Below are 14,390 nucleotides of genomic sequence, written 5' to 3'. Positions count from 1 at the left end.
ACGCAAAGGCGCAAAGGCGCAAAGATAGAAAGAATAAAGATATGACAAATAATCTTCGTCTTCCTCATGGAACTCGTGAATCCCGCAAGCATACACCGAAAGCAAATATGCGGGGATTGTATCAAAGAGCTATTCGTGAGTCATTCGTCAAGCTTGACCCCCGCATTTCTGTCAAAAACCCGGTGATGTTTATTGTTTGGGTGGGGACAATAGTGGTTTTTTTAGTCACTCTTGACCCTAATTTATTTGGCACTGTTAAGGCTGATATTAATCAACAACGACTGTTAAATGGGATAATTACTCTGATTTTATTTTCCACCGTTTTGTTTGCCAATTTTGCGGAATCTGTGGCGGAAGGAAGGGGTAAAGCCCAAGCTGATACTCTCAGAGCTACCCGTTCTGATACTATGGCTCGGAAAATTTTATCTAATGGGGTGATTGAAACTACTAACTCTACGGAATTACGTAAGGGGGATTTAGTGAAAGTCATTGCAGGTGATATGATTCCGGCTGATGGAGAAGTTACTCAAGGTATGGGTTCTGTTGATGAGTCAGCCATTACGGGAGAATCTGCCCCTGTACTTAAACAACCGGGGACGGATATTGCTAGTTCGGTTACAGGTGGTACACGCTTGCTGTCTGATGAATTGACTATTCGGATTACTGCTGATCCTGGTCAAGGTTTTATTGATAGAATGATTTCTCTGGTAGAAGGTGCGGAACGGAGTAAAACACCTAATGAAATTGCTTTAACTGTGCTGTTAGCAGTTCTTACCCAGGTGTTTTTAATTGTGGTTTCTACTCTTCCTCCTTTTACTGGTTATATCGCTAATTTTATTAGTGTGGTATTTGGGGAAGATGCAGGGAATAATTTACGCAATGGTGCCAGTATTGCCATTCTAATTTCTCTGTTAGTAGCTTTAATTCCTACAACTATTGGTGGTTTATTGAGTGCTATTGGTATAGCTGGAATGGATAGAGTCGCTCAATTTAATGTGATTGCTACTTCTGGGAGAGCAGTAGAAGTTTGTGGTGATATTAATACTTTAGTTTTAGATAAAACAGGAACTATTACTTTAGGCAATCGGATGGCTGATGAATTTATTCCTGTGAATAATTACTCTGTTGAAGATGTAGCCAGAATTGCCAGAATCGCAAGTCTATTTGATGAAACACCGGAAGGTAGATCAATTGTGAAGTTAGCAGAAAAATATCAGGTAGTTATAGATGTTGATGTTGATAATGCTGAAGGTGTAGAATTTTCAGCTAAAACCCGTATGAGTGGGATTAATTTAGCTGATGGTAGTGAAATTAGAAAAGGTGCGGTAGATGCAATTAAAGGTTTTGTCCGTTCTCGTGGTACTCAAGCTCCTCCAGAATTAGATGCGGCTTATGAACAGGTTTCTTTATTGGGAGGTACACCTTTAGCTGTTTGTTTAAATGACCAAATTTATGGGGTGATTTATCTCAAAGATATTGTTAAACCTGGTCTTAAAGAAAGATTTGATCAACTGCGAAGAATGGGGGTGAAAACTATTATGCTCACTGGTGATAATCGCATTACAGCTAGTGTTATTGCCAGGGAAGCAGGAGTTGATGATTTTATTGCTGAAGCTACTCCAGAAGATAAAATTAGTGTCATTCGGGCTGAACAATCTCAAGGTAAATTAGTGGCAATGACGGGAGATGGGACTAATGATGCACCAGCTTTAGCTCAAGCAAATGTGGGTGTAGCTATGAATTCGGGAACACAAGCGGCAAAGGAAGCTGCTAATATGGTGGATTTAGATTCTGATCCTACCAAATTAATTGATTTGGTGACTATTGGTAAACAGTTACTAATTACTCGTGGGGCATTAACTACATTTTCTATTGCTAATGACATTGCTAAATATTTCGCTATCATTCCCACTATTTTTGGCGCAGCAGGGATTGGTGCTTTAAATATTATGGGCTTAAAAAGCGCTCAATCAGCAATAGTTTCGGCTCTAATTTATAACGCTTTAATTATTCCAGCACTGATTCCTGTAGCACTCAAGGGCGTAAAGTTTCTACCTCTCACAGCAGATCAATTATTAAAACGCAATATCTTTATTTATGGTGTTGGGGGTATTATTGCGCCCTTTATTGCCATTAAATTAATTGATGTCATTCTGCCTTTAAATTAGATGACGACAGAGAGAAGTATAGTCAACATCAGAAATTATGCACAAACATCAACTCTCGATTTATTTATTTTTAGGAATATGCAGTAATTTAATTATTGCCCCAATGGTTTATGCGGCTACATCTGAACATTTTTCTCGTTCCCAAGCTTGGGCTTTAGGACTATTAGGAGTAGGAATTTTCAGTCTGTCTATTTATTTGTTTTTTGTAATGTTTCAACCGGAGAAATTTTAATGAGTTTTACTAGAGATGCTAACCAGGCTATTCGTGCTACTTTAATCACTTGGATAATTTGCGGCTTAATTTATCCATTGATAATGATTATTGTTGGTCAAATTGTATTTCCTGATCAAGCTAATGGGAGTTTAATTACTAATAGCCGAAAACAAGTTATTGGTTCTGATTTAATTGGGCAACCTTTCACTTCTGAACGCTATTTTAATGGTCGTCCCAGTACCACTAATTACAGTACAGCAGATCCAAGGAAGGATGAAAGTGGAGTTTTAAAGACAGGTATATCTGGTGCTAGTAATTTAGCTCCCAGCAATATAGCATTAATAGAACGGATTAAGGGAAATGATGGTTTTCAGGGTTTACAGACGGCAGGTATAAAACCTACTGCTGATTTGGTTTATACTTCTGGTTCTAGTCTTGATCCTCATATTAGTTTAGCAGGTGCTAAGGCGCAAATTGCCAGAGTTGCGAAAGCTAGGGGAGTTCAAGAACAAAAACTGGAAAGTTTAATTAATCAGAATATTGATAGACGTTTTCTTGGTATTTTTGGAGAACCTGGAGTCAATGTTTTAAAGTTAAATTTAGCTGTGGATGCTTTAAAATCTGGAGGTTAAATCAGACAAATAATGAAATCCTTTTCTCAAGTCCTCTCCAAATGAGTCATAAGTTCCCTGGTAAGATGTAAAAATCTTGTACCCTGGCAATACTAAAGCAATACCTATTCTGCTGTGAATCTTACCTGGATATTTATAAGGTTGATCATCAGGAACATCACCACCAATACGCATAAGTATTCCTGGTAGCCATAAGTATAATCCAGGAATTAATAAGTCCATGCTGTAAGCAATTTCTCTCATCGCTTCGTTTTCACTAAGAGCATTATTGCCAGAAAAGCTCAACTTGGTGTTTGTGATGTTCAACATTACGTTTTTAATCTCCAATAGAGATTTTGGGCGTTGCTGAATTAGGGTATGAAATTGAAAAATCAATGATTTCAAACTCTTAGAGACTTCCAAGAAATAAATTATCCTAAGAAACGAACCACAGAGGCACAGAGTACACAGAGAGAGAATTTCTGCATCAGTTTTGGGACATTTTTTTATTTGGAAGTCTCTTACTCTCTGCGCCTGGAGCGCCTCTGCGTGTTCGCGCAGCGTGCCGTAGGCATAACAAAATCATACTCTTAATCAGCAACGCCAGATTTTGCTAGCAGTTTCAATCCCTAGTAGAGATTATTGTAACAGGAATAGGAATCTCCACACACTACCTATAGCGGTTATTGTTCGGATGCAATCCAATTGAGGGCGGGGTTTCCCCGCCCCTACTAAATACTGGATTGCGTATCTACGTTTTCGCTGTGGTGTAAGGTATTTCTCAATCCTTGGCTATTACCTGTAATGAAGTCAAGTCATAATTTTGACATAAATTGATGAGTTTTTCTTGAATGCGCGATCGCACATCCTCCGGTGAAACTACAATACAATCGGAGGAATATTGCATGATTTCCCGGATAAACCAAAATGTATTAGATGTTTTTCTAATCACTCGCTTCACTTTTGATTTTTCTGGTATCCATTCAACTATTGTATCCTCTGGTTTAGTTTGATAGGCAAAAGCTAAGTTGTTTAGTAGGTGCATTTCTACATCTATTTGATCCAAATGCGATCGCCATTTACCAGCAATTTCCGTAATAGCTGCTTCGTTAATTCTGTCTAAACGAAAACACCAATTATGCTGTAGTGCTTCTATGTCATGGTTATCTAATGTTTCCTGACACCAGCAATCAAGATAGAGGCGTTTTTCATGGGGGGTAATCTTAGCATAGTGAACCGTATAATTTAATATTCTTTCTGTTGCATCTTGATAGGAAAGTTGAAACGGTTGTTGACGCAAAATATAGTGGTCAACTTGTAACCGCCAAGATGGAAGTGAATTGTTTAAAACCTTTTCAATTTCTTTTCGCATTGGTATGGACAATTCACTGCGTTCGAGTAACAAATTGGCGATAATCTGCGCTTGTTCCACTTGTCCAATGTCTGTTAATGCACCTATACAACGGTATAATGCGCGGATACGTGATTCCTGCCAGTCATGATTTTTACCAATGATTAATTCATGTTGAGCGATCGCTTTGATCAGTTTGGAGATATTGGGATCATCCCCCCACATCATCCCAAATTCGAGGGCGATCGCTTCTAGTTCGGCTTTGTCTCGTTCTGATACCGACAGGGTAATAGACTGACCTTTTCGACTCATTATAAGTGTCCGTATACTTTATACTTATTTTCTCTTGTCAACTTTTATTTTCGGTGTCATGATAGATTTTAACAAGGAGTTACGGACAATTTTTAAGTAAAAACCTAAATCAATCACTGTAGAATAGTAAAAAGAGGTAAATAGGAAGAAGTAATAATGAGTACAAATAATTTACTTTCTCGAATTTCCATTGATCCAAATATTTGTTTTGGTAAACCTTGTATTAAAGGCCATCGAATTTGGGTAGCTTTAATTCTGGACTTACTTGCAGGTGGAGAAACAATTGAGACAATTCTAGAAGAATATCCGAGTTTAGACAGAGATGATATTTTAGCTTGTATTGCTTATGGTGATAAAAATAAACATGATCAAACACCACTTGAGAAAGCAATTTTAACAAGACTGTTTCCATTTTTAAACGAAATGGGAGGAATATTTACTTTTACTAATACTCAATATTATGTACAGGTCAATGGAGAGGATTTTTTTATTGATTTGTTATTTTATCATCGTCAATTAAAGTGTTTAGTGGCTATAGATTTAAAAATTGGGAAATTTGTGCCTGATTTTCTGAATAAAATGCAGTTGTATTTACCTGCTTTAGATGATGTATCTCGACTACCAAATGAAAATTTATCAATTGGTATTCTTGTTTGTAAATGTCAAAATGAAACCATTGTTAAGTATGTAATACCAGAATCAAACAGAGGTAATTGTAAAGTTGTTTCGACTTTACCACAGGAGTTAAAAAATCACTTACCTGAACCAGAACAAGTTGCTAAACTGTTAGAAGAAATTGAGTAAAATAAATCTGAGATTAGGACTAAAATCAAATGCAAAACAATACTTCCTCAATTATAGAAATTCAACAATTATCGTCACAAATTCCTGAGAGAATACCTTACCTAAAAATGTTAGTTTTATTTGGTTCTAGATCAACTAGTAACACTAACGCTAATAGTGATTGGGATTTTGCGGTTTTATGCGATGAAGAAAAATATAACTTATATGTTCAAGATCACCCATTAGCTTTATTTGCAATACCTGGAATTTTGGGAGAAATATTTAAAATCAATTCTGATAACATTGATATTGTTGAACTTAATCACTGTTCTAAATTAATAGCTCATTTTGTAGCTCGTGATGGAAAGGTATTATATGAAAATCAAGCAGATGAATTTGAGAAATTTAAACAAAGAGTATTACTGAGTAACACAGAAATTAAAAAGATTGAAAAAACTAAATTAAAAAACATTGAGAATTTCCTACAAAGGTGGGGAGTATGACAAATATAGAACCTGTGATTATTGAAACTAGACTAGAGTTGATAGGTCGTTATCTTGATCACCTCAAAAAATTTGCAGGTCTTAGTTTAAATGATTACCTCAGTAGTTTTGAACAGCAATTAATTACAGAAAGACTATTGCAATTAATGACTCAAGCTGCAATAGACATCAATGATCATATATTGTCAAAACTCAATCCTGGAAAATCTTACACTAATTTTGAGGCTTTCATTGAATTGGGTAAATATCAAATTATTACTCCCGAACTAGCAAAACAGATTGCACCATCATCAGGTTTAAGAAATCGTTTGGTTCATGAATATGATGATATAGATCCGAATCAGGTTTTCATGGCAATTAGTTTTGCATTACAGCAATATCCGCTTTATGTTAGACAAATCAACTCTTATTTAATTACATTGGAAAAAGAAAATGATTAAACGCGGTCGGCTTTTAAATCGTCCTCCTAAATCCTTAGAGGAAATTTATTTCAGTGAAATTCGCCCCCAACTTTATGAAAACCATGCACATCATCATCAATATGGTGTGAGAACAGGTACAACTCTTGCAGAACATTTAGACTCTGCGTGTCAGTTTATTTTGACAGTTAGCCGCATAGCAGAAGTAGCAGAAGATAAACGACCTTTATTATTAGCTGCAACTGCTGTTCATGACCTCAATAAATTAGATCCTCAAGAACGAAAGGTCAAAACCTTAGCTAGAGATAAAGACTTTTTAAAAGAACAACTTGAAAAAGCTTGTGTTCTTAGCTTTGTAGTCACAGATAATGACTTAGAATTAGTCAGAAAGTTGATTGAACGTCATTCAGGTCACAGCGTCAGTGATGGTGCTAGATTTTTACCAGAAGACCCAAATATTGAACGTTGGGCTGCAATGTTAGTTGCTGCTGATTTGTTTGATTTAGGTATTCCTGATGCACAACGATTTCGCAAAATAGAAACAGAATTAACAGTCGCTTTTGGCAGAAAATGTCATCTTTTTCGAGTGCGTTTATCAGAAGATAAAGGTTATATTACATCTCTGTTACTGGGTGCTTGTGAAGAAGTTTTACAAAAATATGGCTTTCATCCCATCGCAATTTTTCCAGATAGTGAACTGTTTGAAGGGGCAAATTTACCAAATGTAGATTTAACTAAAGAAATTGCTGCTGTTTGGCAAAGTAAAATTGATCAAGTTTTTGGTAATAATATTGAGAAACTTGTCAGACCTACTAAAGATGGTATCAAAGTTACTCATCAGGCTATTCAACAAAATGTTGATGAAGTTTTGGTCAATGTCCAGGCTCTTTTAGAAAGGAAAAAAGCTGGTTATAAATCAGATAAAATTGCTAAAGATGTAAGCAAGTGGGGAGATAATGCAGGTGCAGATGCAATCAAAAAAGCTGCTGAATTAGGATTATTACCTGTAAGTAATGCAGAAGAATTTTCTATATCTGAAGGTTTGAAAGCAGCTTATCTGAGTTATAGAGAAGCTGGTTTAAATCCTAAAGAAGTTTGGGATAAAATCGCTCATCATACTGGAATTTCTGAACATCAACGTCTTGCACTTGAAGCATTTAATGGTCAGTATGGACGACCTTTATTTGCAGCAAAAGCCGCTATTAATGGCATTGAAGGTATTAACGAAGCTCTCAAAGAGTCTTTTCAATTAAGAAATAACAGTACAGAAACTTCTGAAGAAATAGAAGTATCTGAAGAAATGATTTTAGCAGTTCACAGAATGGTAAATTTACCTTTTGCTAATCAGCTAATTGGAATTAATGAATTAGATGCCTATGTAGAAGCTAATCCTAGACAAAGATGTTCTTTAGGTTCTACATCCAGTGAAATAGATGAATTAATTTCCGCAAATATGCCTCCTGGAACAAAAGTACAGGCTTTTTCTAATCGTTTACCAGGTGGTATTAGTGCCGAACCAAAAAGACAAGCAGATTCTATTGCTGCGTTAGCTTATCAACTAATGACAGTGGGTGCTAATTTTCCTAAAGTTAGCAAACAAGAACCTCTTTATTTACATTTAGCATTACCTAAAGGTTCTGCTCCCGAACTTTTAAAAATTTGGCGCGAATTTATAGAACAACTTTCACATACAAATGCTGAGGGTGGTCCTGTTACTGTTGATCAATTACAACTTTATCGAGATTACAAACTTGAATTTAAAGCTAATAAAGTAGTTGGTGCAGCATTACCTAAACGACCAGATTTTATTCATACATCTGTGATTAGTGCTTTAGTTTGGGGAGATGTTAATGCTTCTTTAGCTTTACTAAAATCACTGAGATTAGGATTAGAAATATCTTTATCTTTAGATATTGGGTTTCCTTTTACTTTAAGCAGCAATATGGAGGTAGATTTATTTGATGATGTGTATGGCAGAGTTGAAGGTATTCCTGCTGCACTGCAACCATTACTGGGAAATGGACAATATAAACGTTTTAAGAACAAAAAAACTCAGGAAGATAGGAATACTCTCAGTGCAGAAGAAATTCTTGAAAGATTACGTTGTCTTGGAGAATTAGCAATATCTGTTGCCAGTATTCAAAAATCTGATGATTGTTTATATGATTTGGCTCGTACTTGTGATAGACCAATTGAACTTTACTTTGTTTTGTTACGTTGGATTTTACGAGAACAAGATGAACCAAATTTTCGACTTATTTGGAGTCGAATTTCTACACCATTAAATACTTTAATGAAAAGCCTTATGTCTGACAACACACTATTAACTCAATATCTCAAAGAATCTGCAAAAATTGCATCTGAAGCGAAACTTTGGGGAAGTTCACGGGATAAACGTACATCCTTAGTAGAACCTTTTGCGAAATTTATAGCAGCAGTACGTTCTCATAAATCCTATATGGACTTAGATTTAATGTTTGCTGCTTTGGTACAGCAATATCATACTCGATTAGATAGAATTCGTGAACATGGAGTTAAGAAAACTAAGTATGAATACGTCAAACAATACTATGGGATTTTAAGAAGGATTTATGAAGAGGTTTACCAACAACGTCCAGAAAAACTTTTATCTGACCACAAAACTTTGGAAGCAGCTTATCTATTCTTTTTTGAAGAAGCTGATGCTGCACTAAGAAGCACGTCTGATAATAAATCTGTCGAAACAAATACAACTGTTTAATTAATTAGGAGTTTATCATGTCAATTCAAAAACTTTCCCCTGTTCTTGCAACCACCTATGAAAATTTCCCCAAAGGTCGGTTTATTACTTTAATTGTTTTGAGAACAACTCACTCAGAAACCATTTTTCGTACAGAAGGTTCTGGTGAATCAATGTGTAATGAATTTGTGCAAGCTGGTGTGAATAATGACAATATCATTCAACGGTTGGTGATGACAAAACGTAAACAAGTAGCACCAGAAAGACGTTATGGAAGAGAACATTTAAGAGCGCATGATCTTTTATTCACTAACATCAAAGATAACTCTATTTGTTCTTTAAATACTAATGCACCTTGTGAAATGTGTGTAGATTGTTTCCTTTATGGTTTCGCTGCTGGTGGAGGTGGCGCACAAAAAAGCCGTATTTGGACTGAAGATGCTTTTAGTATTTTATCTGCTACTGATGTGGTAGGAGATCGCACTATTAACGCCATCTACGAAAACGGCACAATGCGAGATGAAAAAGGTAATCCTTCCACCGCTTTAAATACCAGCGAATACATCAAACCAGGAGTTCATTTTTTAGATGTTGTCACACTCAAAGATGTAACTGCTGATGAACTGCGCTACATTATCGGAAATATTCTTTTTACCAGTCGTTATGGTGCTGTTTCCAGTCGTGTAGGAAGAATGGAAAATCAAATATTAGGTATTTTTGGCAGTATTACCGAATTACCTAGCTCCTTGGAACTTGTACAAGCTACCTATGATGTTTTAGGAGAACCTTTAGAACACCCTTTAAATATTAATAGAGTCATCACAGCAACCAAGCAAGTAATTACAAATTGGCAAGACAGAAGAGGGGTTTCTGTGCAACTATCTGATGAAGAATTAGGAAATTTAATTACTGATGTAGAAACCCACTGGTCAGAAGCAGGACGTGATACTTTTCTCAAACGTTTAAGTCAATCCTATGAACCTTTCCGTCAAGTTGCACCTGAAAAAAACAAAGGTAAAGGTAAAGGTAAAAACAAAAATACTCAAGTTGAAGTAGAGAGTTAAATTATGTCAACAATTCCTTTTTCACAGGCAAAACTTATTGAATTAAACTGTCTTGAACCAGTCTTTTTTGCCTCTAGGGAGTTGTCTGATACCTATTACACTGAGGGGTTACTTGGGAATTATGCTTTAACCTATGCTTTAGGTTGGGTAAATTCCCCCTATCGTCTCCAAGGTCAGGCTACAGGACGACCCACCTACAAAGAAGATTTTCAGGCAATAGCTCAATCCTGCTACATTTTACCAGCTTCACCAATAGGCAGAATTACATTTAGATTTGAAAGATTTAACGCTCTTTCTGATGCTTATTGGTACACCATGACTAATAATCGTGTAGCAACTGCCAGAGAAGATTTACCATTACAACGTCAAGGTACAAAACCTAGTTCATTTAGAGCAAGTAATTTTCCTCAAACTGGAAGATTACGCATGATTGAAAGGGGTAATAAATTCCAAACATTAGTATTTGGAAATCAACAATTACCAGATTATATTCGTGTGGGAAAATTCGCTAGTAAAGTTAAAGTGAATGTCTTAAAAGAGTTTCCTATAACTTTACTCCCAGAAGGCGAATATAAAAGTCAATTTTATCTAAATGTTGCTGATTTACCAAGACAAATAGAAGTATTTGCTTTTGATTTAATCTCTATACCTCCTGCACCGATATTAAAAAATCTTCATTTTCGAGGTGCAGCTTGGCAAATTGGCGAAATGATTGTACCCGCAGGTTTACATTATTGTGGTAGAGAAAACAGAAATGAGTAATCAAAAATTAGTTATCAGGTTAGAAAATCGGAGTATTTCAGCTTGTGCATCTCCAGATGAATTATCTTTCATGGGTGGTAAACCACTACAACATCAAATTGATGTATTTGAAAAATCAAAAGATGCCGATATTATTCTTAATTTAGCACCAACTGGAACGGGAAAAACTAAAGCCGGATTAACAGTTTTATTACATCAACCTACAAAAAGTGCTGTTTATATCGCTCCCACTAATGCTTTAATTGAACAACAAACAGAAGCAGCACAAAAATTTGTTAAAGATGCCAATTTACCTCATGTAGTTAAATCAGCTTCAGCTAAAGATATTAAAAGTTGGCCTAGTGATAAAGTTGGCAATCGTCCAGGAGAAAAGCTATATAATGTTTTGCGAAATCCGGCAACTGTTTTTAATGATGTCGGTGCTAATACACCGATTCTGCTAGTAACTAACCCTGATATTTTTTACTATGCAACTTTCTTTGCATACAACAGGTTAGATAAAGGTAATATTGCTAGTGGTTTTTACACTAAATTCTCTACAGTTATCTTTGATGAATTTCATCTTTATGATGCTAAACAGCTAGTGGGGATGTTATTTTATCTTGCCTATTCTCACGTTTTTAAATTTTTCCAATATGGACGGAAAGTAGTATTATTGACAGCAACACCTGAACCAGCTTGTGAATTAGCATTAGAAAATTTACAAAATGCAGGTGTAAGGATAGCAAAAATTGATGGAGAAGCAAATAATGGTCAGCTTCTACCATCACAAACAGCAGTTAATTTAGAATTACGACCTAAACCAGACAATAAAGAAGAATGGTTAACAGAACTAACAGCAGAAGTTATTAAACGTTTTAAAGAAAAACCAAATGAAAATGGTGCAGTAATTCTTGATTCTCTGGATAATATTAATCGTCTTAAAGAGGAGTTAGACAAGCAAGGTCTAAATAATTTTATAGGACGTATCACAGGACCCGCACCGAAAAAAGATAGGCATAGTGCTATGCAACGTCAAATCATTTTAGCAACTAGCACTGTAGATGTAGGATTTAACTTTGAAAGAACTCCTCAACCCACAAGACAAAATTTAGATTGGTTGATTTTTTCAGCACGCGAATCGCTCGGCATTTTGGCAGAGAATAGGTAGAGTAGGCCGTGTTTTAGGTAAATCTGAAACTAATATAGATTCAGAAGCTATTGCTTATTTACCTGCTGAAGCTTGGGAACAAGATATAACTTCTCTTGATACTACTGGTGGACGTGCAGCACTCAAAGAGATGTTAGATAAACTTCCTTGTTTAGATAAACCTTTCCTCAAAGCTTATTGGCATTCAGAAGCATCACTAGAAATAGCACGTCCTTTATTAGAACTGGAGGAATATTTTGACAAAATATCTGGTTCTGAATTAATTTCCAAACTGTTTGATACATTAAAAACAATTTTTGAAAGTAACCGGACTTGGGAAAAATGCCGCTACAGAATGAAAGTTTTACGAGGTGCAGAGGCTATTGCTGAAAAAACTATCCAAGAAATTAAAAAAGATTGGATAAGAATTAAAGGTCGTCAAGCTTTTATTAAAAGATTTATCGAAGTAACATCACCTGACGAATGGAATGATTTAAAAGCTGGATTTACAACGATAGAAAAATATGAGGATGAGTTTAGAAAGCGAGATGATATACTGGCTGATTTAAAAGAATTTGCTGAGATATTCAGTACCAGCTATGCACCTTTATTTAGTTTCCGCTATAGTTTATTTGATACTCTTCCTATAAGAGATCCGCATGGATTTATTTTAGATGAATCAGAAGAAACACAATTAGATCCTTTTCACTTATTGCGGTATTATGAATTTTTCCAAAATGGTGAATTTATAGAAATTCAAAGCCGCGCTAAAGAAATCTACAACATCAGTTTTAGAATGCGTTACCCTGATAGTAAACGAGAGTTTGCTAGTACGGAAATAAATAAATTAACAGCTTTTCCTAATTGTCAAGTTGTTCGCAAGATTGGAGATGCAATTAGACCAACACCTGCATTACAAATGTTATCAAAATATCTCTTACCAGGAGTAATCATTTGTCCAATAACTAATGCTGCTGTTATTTTTCAATTACGTAAACAAGGAATAATTTCCTATCCTATAACTATTGTTTGTAATGATGGAGAGAAAGAATATCAATTTTTAACAGGTTTATCAGGTATTTTAACAATTGCCATGAAATGTAAACAGTTACAACTTCCAGATGATGAAGTTTTGATTGCTTAATTTTATAACCATAACAAGATTCACACTGAGGAAACTTAGATAAATGACCATTCTTGATCCTACTCAGTCTTATACTTTTAGCAAATATTTTGAGATGCACATTTCTCCTCAAGATTTTGCTGAAGAATTTGGCTATACTTTCACTCGAAAACGTTTGAGTTTACCCCAATATCAAGAAAATCTAGACCGATTAACAGAACTGCAAGAAAGACTTGATGAAATTCTCCCATACTTTGATTTAGCAAATGAAACAAGTCGCAGAGAAGTATTAATTTCTCCCATAATTTTAGACTTAGTTCACTACACTAAATCTGAGGTGAGAATTGAATATCAAATTAAAGTCAGTGAACAACTACAAGGTTACTTTGATTATCTAATTAAAAATCGCAATAATCTCCTAGTAATTGAAGCAAAAAAAGAGGATTTAGATTATGGAATGACACAACTTTTTGCAGAACTAATTGCCCTAGATAAATGGCAAGAAAATCCACAACAAACTCACCTTATCGGTTCAGTTACTACTGGCAAAATATGGGAATTTGCTCAACTTGATCGCCCTAATAAACATCTCATTCAAGGACTTGACAGTTATCGCGTTCCTGATGACTTAGACCCATTGATGCGGATTCTAGTTCAATCTCTCATTTAGTGGTAAATATGCCACCAGTTAGCCTCATTCAAAACGTGCAAATACAAGGGGAATATTACTATTTTGATGATGTCAAAAATATAAAACTCCCCAAACAAATGCAATACCGCTTTCGGAATTAATTACTTACCAAAACCTTTACTGCTCTTCTTTGTTTTAGGGGGCGTGAAGGCATTAATTCAGTCAAAAGGCTACCACGATTTTGTAACATTAACTTGCGATTTCTCACCCTTTGATATGTTTCTATTTCTTCTGCATGGGGATGATCTGGATCTATTTTTAGATGGGTAATAGACACTACATATTGTGCTTTGTCTTCATCTTCGGGATTATCGTTTTTGCTGACTAATCGGCACATAATCCCGCCTTCATCCCCAGAATAAGCTACCCAATCAACTTCAAATTCTTTATCTGGATTTATTATGTCTCCTCTTGTCTTCAGCATTTTTAATAACTCTTTTGCTGCCTTGACTTTAATTGGTAAACTGGCTTCTAACTTTTTAGTGAGTGCCGTTGCTTCACGAGAATTATCAACTGTCATTTGTCTTACTCTTTATTCAAT

General features: G+C 35.5%; 15 protein-coding genes and 2 pseudogenes. 14 read left to right on the top strand and 3 right to left on the bottom strand.

Features of this window, described 5'->3' with window-relative positions; genetic code table 11:
• Positions 1-41 precede the first annotated feature (41 nt).
• From kdpB to kdpC, 3 genes are read left to right on the top strand one after another with little or no spacing between them, the layout of a single operon-like run.
• The gene (kdpB, locus tag NG743_RS22370) at positions 42-2,168 is read left to right on the top strand and encodes a potassium-transporting ATPase subunit KdpB (protein ID WP_257120926.1); all 2,127 of its coding nucleotides are present in this window, start codon (positions 42-44) and stop codon (positions 2,166-2,168) included.
• A 37-nt stretch (positions 2,169-2,205) separates the two neighbouring features.
• Positions 2,206-2,400, top strand: a complete 195-nt coding sequence (locus NG743_RS22365) for a potassium-transporting ATPase subunit F (protein WP_257120925.1) — start codon at positions 2,206-2,208, stop codon at positions 2,398-2,400.
• Positions 2,400-3,014, top strand: coding sequence for a K(+)-transporting ATPase subunit C (gene kdpC / locus NG743_RS22360; RefSeq protein WP_257120924.1), 615 nt, complete (start codon positions 2,400-2,402; stop codon positions 3,012-3,014). Before NG743_RS22365 ends, kdpC begins: the two co-directional genes overlap by 1 nt.
• Here the strand turns inward: kdpC and NG743_RS22355 are convergent.
• Together NG743_RS22355 and NG743_RS22350 are read right to left on the bottom strand one after the other, a co-directional pair.
• Positions 2,997-3,323: a hypothetical protein gene (locus tag NG743_RS22355; protein ID WP_051424266.1), complete on the bottom strand. Its 327-nt coding sequence runs from the start codon at positions 3,321-3,323 to the stop codon at positions 2,997-2,999. The genes kdpC and NG743_RS22355 overlap by 18 nt on opposite strands.
• 451 nt (positions 3,324-3,774) lie before the next feature.
• Positions 3,775-4,656, bottom strand: a complete 882-nt coding sequence (locus NG743_RS22350) for a helix-turn-helix transcriptional regulator (protein WP_257120923.1) — start codon at positions 4,654-4,656, stop codon at positions 3,775-3,777.
• A gap of 156 nt (positions 4,657-4,812) precedes the next feature.
• Between NG743_RS22350 and NG743_RS22345 the strand changes: the two are divergent.
• From NG743_RS22345 to NG743_RS22295, 11 genes and pseudogenes are all read left to right on the top strand, one after another.
• Positions 4,813-5,025 (top strand): annotated as a pseudogene (locus tag NG743_RS22345) (DUF433 domain-containing protein); the annotation flags it as partial.
• Between the two features lie 21 nt (positions 5,026-5,046).
• The gene (locus NG743_RS22340; RefSeq protein ID WP_371316544.1) at positions 5,047-5,460 is read left to right on the top strand and encodes a PDDEXK nuclease domain-containing protein; all 414 of its coding nucleotides are present in this window, start codon (positions 5,047-5,049) and stop codon (positions 5,458-5,460) included.
• A gap of 29 nt (positions 5,461-5,489) precedes the next feature.
• Positions 5,490-5,942 (top strand): type VII toxin-antitoxin system MntA family adenylyltransferase antitoxin, encoded by a 453-nt coding sequence (gene mntA, locus NG743_RS22335; RefSeq protein ID WP_027401755.1) that lies wholly within the window; start codon positions 5,490-5,492, stop codon positions 5,940-5,942.
• Entirely contained in the window at positions 5,939-6,382 is a 444-nt protein-coding gene (gene hepT, locus NG743_RS22330; RefSeq protein ID WP_257120922.1) for a type VII toxin-antitoxin system HepT family RNase toxin, read from the top strand. Before mntA ends, hepT begins: the two co-directional genes overlap by 4 nt.
• Positions 6,375-9,101 carry a CRISPR-associated protein Csc3 gene (locus NG743_RS22325; protein ID WP_257120921.1) on the top strand — a complete coding sequence of 909 codons (2,727 nt, stop codon included), beginning with the start codon at positions 6,375-6,377 and terminating at the stop codon, positions 9,099-9,101. Before hepT ends, NG743_RS22325 begins: the two co-directional genes overlap by 8 nt.
• Before the next feature lie 17 nt (positions 9,102-9,118).
• On the top strand, positions 9,119-10,144 hold the full coding sequence (gene cas7d, locus NG743_RS22320; protein WP_257120920.1) for a type I-D CRISPR-associated protein Cas7/Csc2: 1,026 nt from the start codon (positions 9,119-9,121) through the stop codon (positions 10,142-10,144).
• Between the two features lie 3 nt (positions 10,145-10,147).
• Positions 10,148-10,906 carry a type I-D CRISPR-associated protein Cas5/Csc1 gene (gene cas5d / locus NG743_RS22315; protein ID WP_257120919.1) on the top strand — a complete coding sequence of 253 codons (759 nt, stop codon included), beginning with the start codon at positions 10,148-10,150 and terminating at the stop codon, positions 10,904-10,906.
• Positions 10,899-12,056, top strand: a complete 1,158-nt coding sequence (cas3, locus tag NG743_RS22310; protein WP_257120918.1) for a type I-D CRISPR-associated helicase Cas3' — start codon at positions 10,899-10,901, stop codon at positions 12,054-12,056. The genes cas5d and cas3 overlap by 8 nt, the downstream gene beginning before the upstream one ends.
• Positions 12,057-12,186: 130 nt before the next feature.
• A complete protein-coding gene (locus tag NG743_RS22305; protein WP_257120917.1) occupies positions 12,187-13,179 on the top strand; it encodes a hypothetical protein in 993 nt (330 codons plus the stop codon).
• Between the two features lie 43 nt (positions 13,180-13,222).
• Positions 13,223-13,828, top strand: a complete 606-nt coding sequence (locus NG743_RS22300; RefSeq protein ID WP_257120916.1) for a type I restriction enzyme HsdR N-terminal domain-containing protein — start codon at positions 13,223-13,225, stop codon at positions 13,826-13,828.
• Positions 13,786-13,950: pseudogene (locus tag NG743_RS22295) on the top strand (type I-D CRISPR-associated protein Cas5/Csc1); the annotation flags it as partial. The gene NG743_RS22300 and the pseudogene NG743_RS22295, both read left to right, overlap by 43 nt.
• On the opposite strand, the gene NG743_RS22290 reads toward NG743_RS22295, so the two are convergent.
• The gene (locus NG743_RS22290) at positions 13,947-14,369 is read right to left on the bottom strand and encodes a hypothetical protein (protein ID WP_257120915.1); all 423 of its coding nucleotides are present in this window, start codon (positions 14,367-14,369) and stop codon (positions 13,947-13,949) included. The pseudogene NG743_RS22295 and the gene NG743_RS22290 overlap by 4 nt on opposite strands.
• Positions 14,370-14,390: the final 21 nt, after the last annotated feature.

Source organism: Dolichospermum heterosporum TAC447, from assembly GCF_024584745.1.
GTDB classification, from domain to species: Bacteria; Cyanobacteriota; Cyanobacteriia; order Cyanobacteriales; family Nostocaceae; genus Dolichospermum; species Dolichospermum heterosporum.
This window is presented reverse-complemented; position numbering and strand designations above follow the sequence as displayed.

What these genes read in the sequence shown, in the direction of transcription:
- cas5d (WP_257120919.1), top strand. Translation starts at nt 10,148, where the DNA reads ATGTCAACAATTCCTTTTTCACAGGCAAAACTTATTGAATTAAACTGT.
- kdpC (WP_257120924.1), top strand. Translation starts at nt 2,400, where the DNA reads ATGAGTTTTACTAGAGATGCTAACCAGGCTATTCGTGCTACTTTAATC.
- NG743_RS22290 (WP_257120915.1), bottom strand. Translation starts at nt 14,369, where the DNA reads ATGACAGTTGATAATTCTCGTGAAGCAACGGCACTCACTAAAAAGTTA.
- NG743_RS22355 (WP_051424266.1), bottom strand. Translation starts at nt 3,323, where the DNA reads ATGTTGAACATCACAAACACCAAGTTGAGCTTTTCTGGCAATAATGCT.
- NG743_RS22325 (WP_257120921.1), top strand. Translation starts at nt 6,375, where the DNA reads ATGATTAAACGCGGTCGGCTTTTAAATCGTCCTCCTAAATCCTTAGAG.
- NG743_RS22350 (WP_257120923.1), bottom strand. Translation starts at nt 4,656, where the DNA reads ATGAGTCGAAAAGGTCAGTCTATTACCCTGTCGGTATCAGAACGAGAC.
- hepT (WP_257120922.1), top strand. Translation starts at nt 5,939, where the DNA reads ATGACAAATATAGAACCTGTGATTATTGAAACTAGACTAGAGTTGATA.
- kdpB (WP_257120926.1), top strand. Translation starts at nt 42, where the DNA reads ATGACAAATAATCTTCGTCTTCCTCATGGAACTCGTGAATCCCGCAAG.
- cas3 (WP_257120918.1), top strand. Translation starts at nt 10,899, where the DNA reads ATGAGTAATCAAAAATTAGTTATCAGGTTAGAAAATCGGAGTATTTCA.
- NG743_RS22365 (WP_257120925.1), top strand. Translation starts at nt 2,206, where the DNA reads ATGCACAAACATCAACTCTCGATTTATTTATTTTTAGGAATATGCAGT.
- cas7d (WP_257120920.1), top strand. Translation starts at nt 9,119, where the DNA reads ATGTCAATTCAAAAACTTTCCCCTGTTCTTGCAACCACCTATGAAAAT.
- NG743_RS22300 (WP_257120916.1), top strand. Translation starts at nt 13,223, where the DNA reads ATGACCATTCTTGATCCTACTCAGTCTTATACTTTTAGCAAATATTTT.
- mntA (WP_027401755.1), top strand. Translation starts at nt 5,490, where the DNA reads ATGCAAAACAATACTTCCTCAATTATAGAAATTCAACAATTATCGTCA.
- NG743_RS22305 (WP_257120917.1), top strand. Translation starts at nt 12,187, where the DNA reads ATGTTAGATAAACTTCCTTGTTTAGATAAACCTTTCCTCAAAGCTTAT.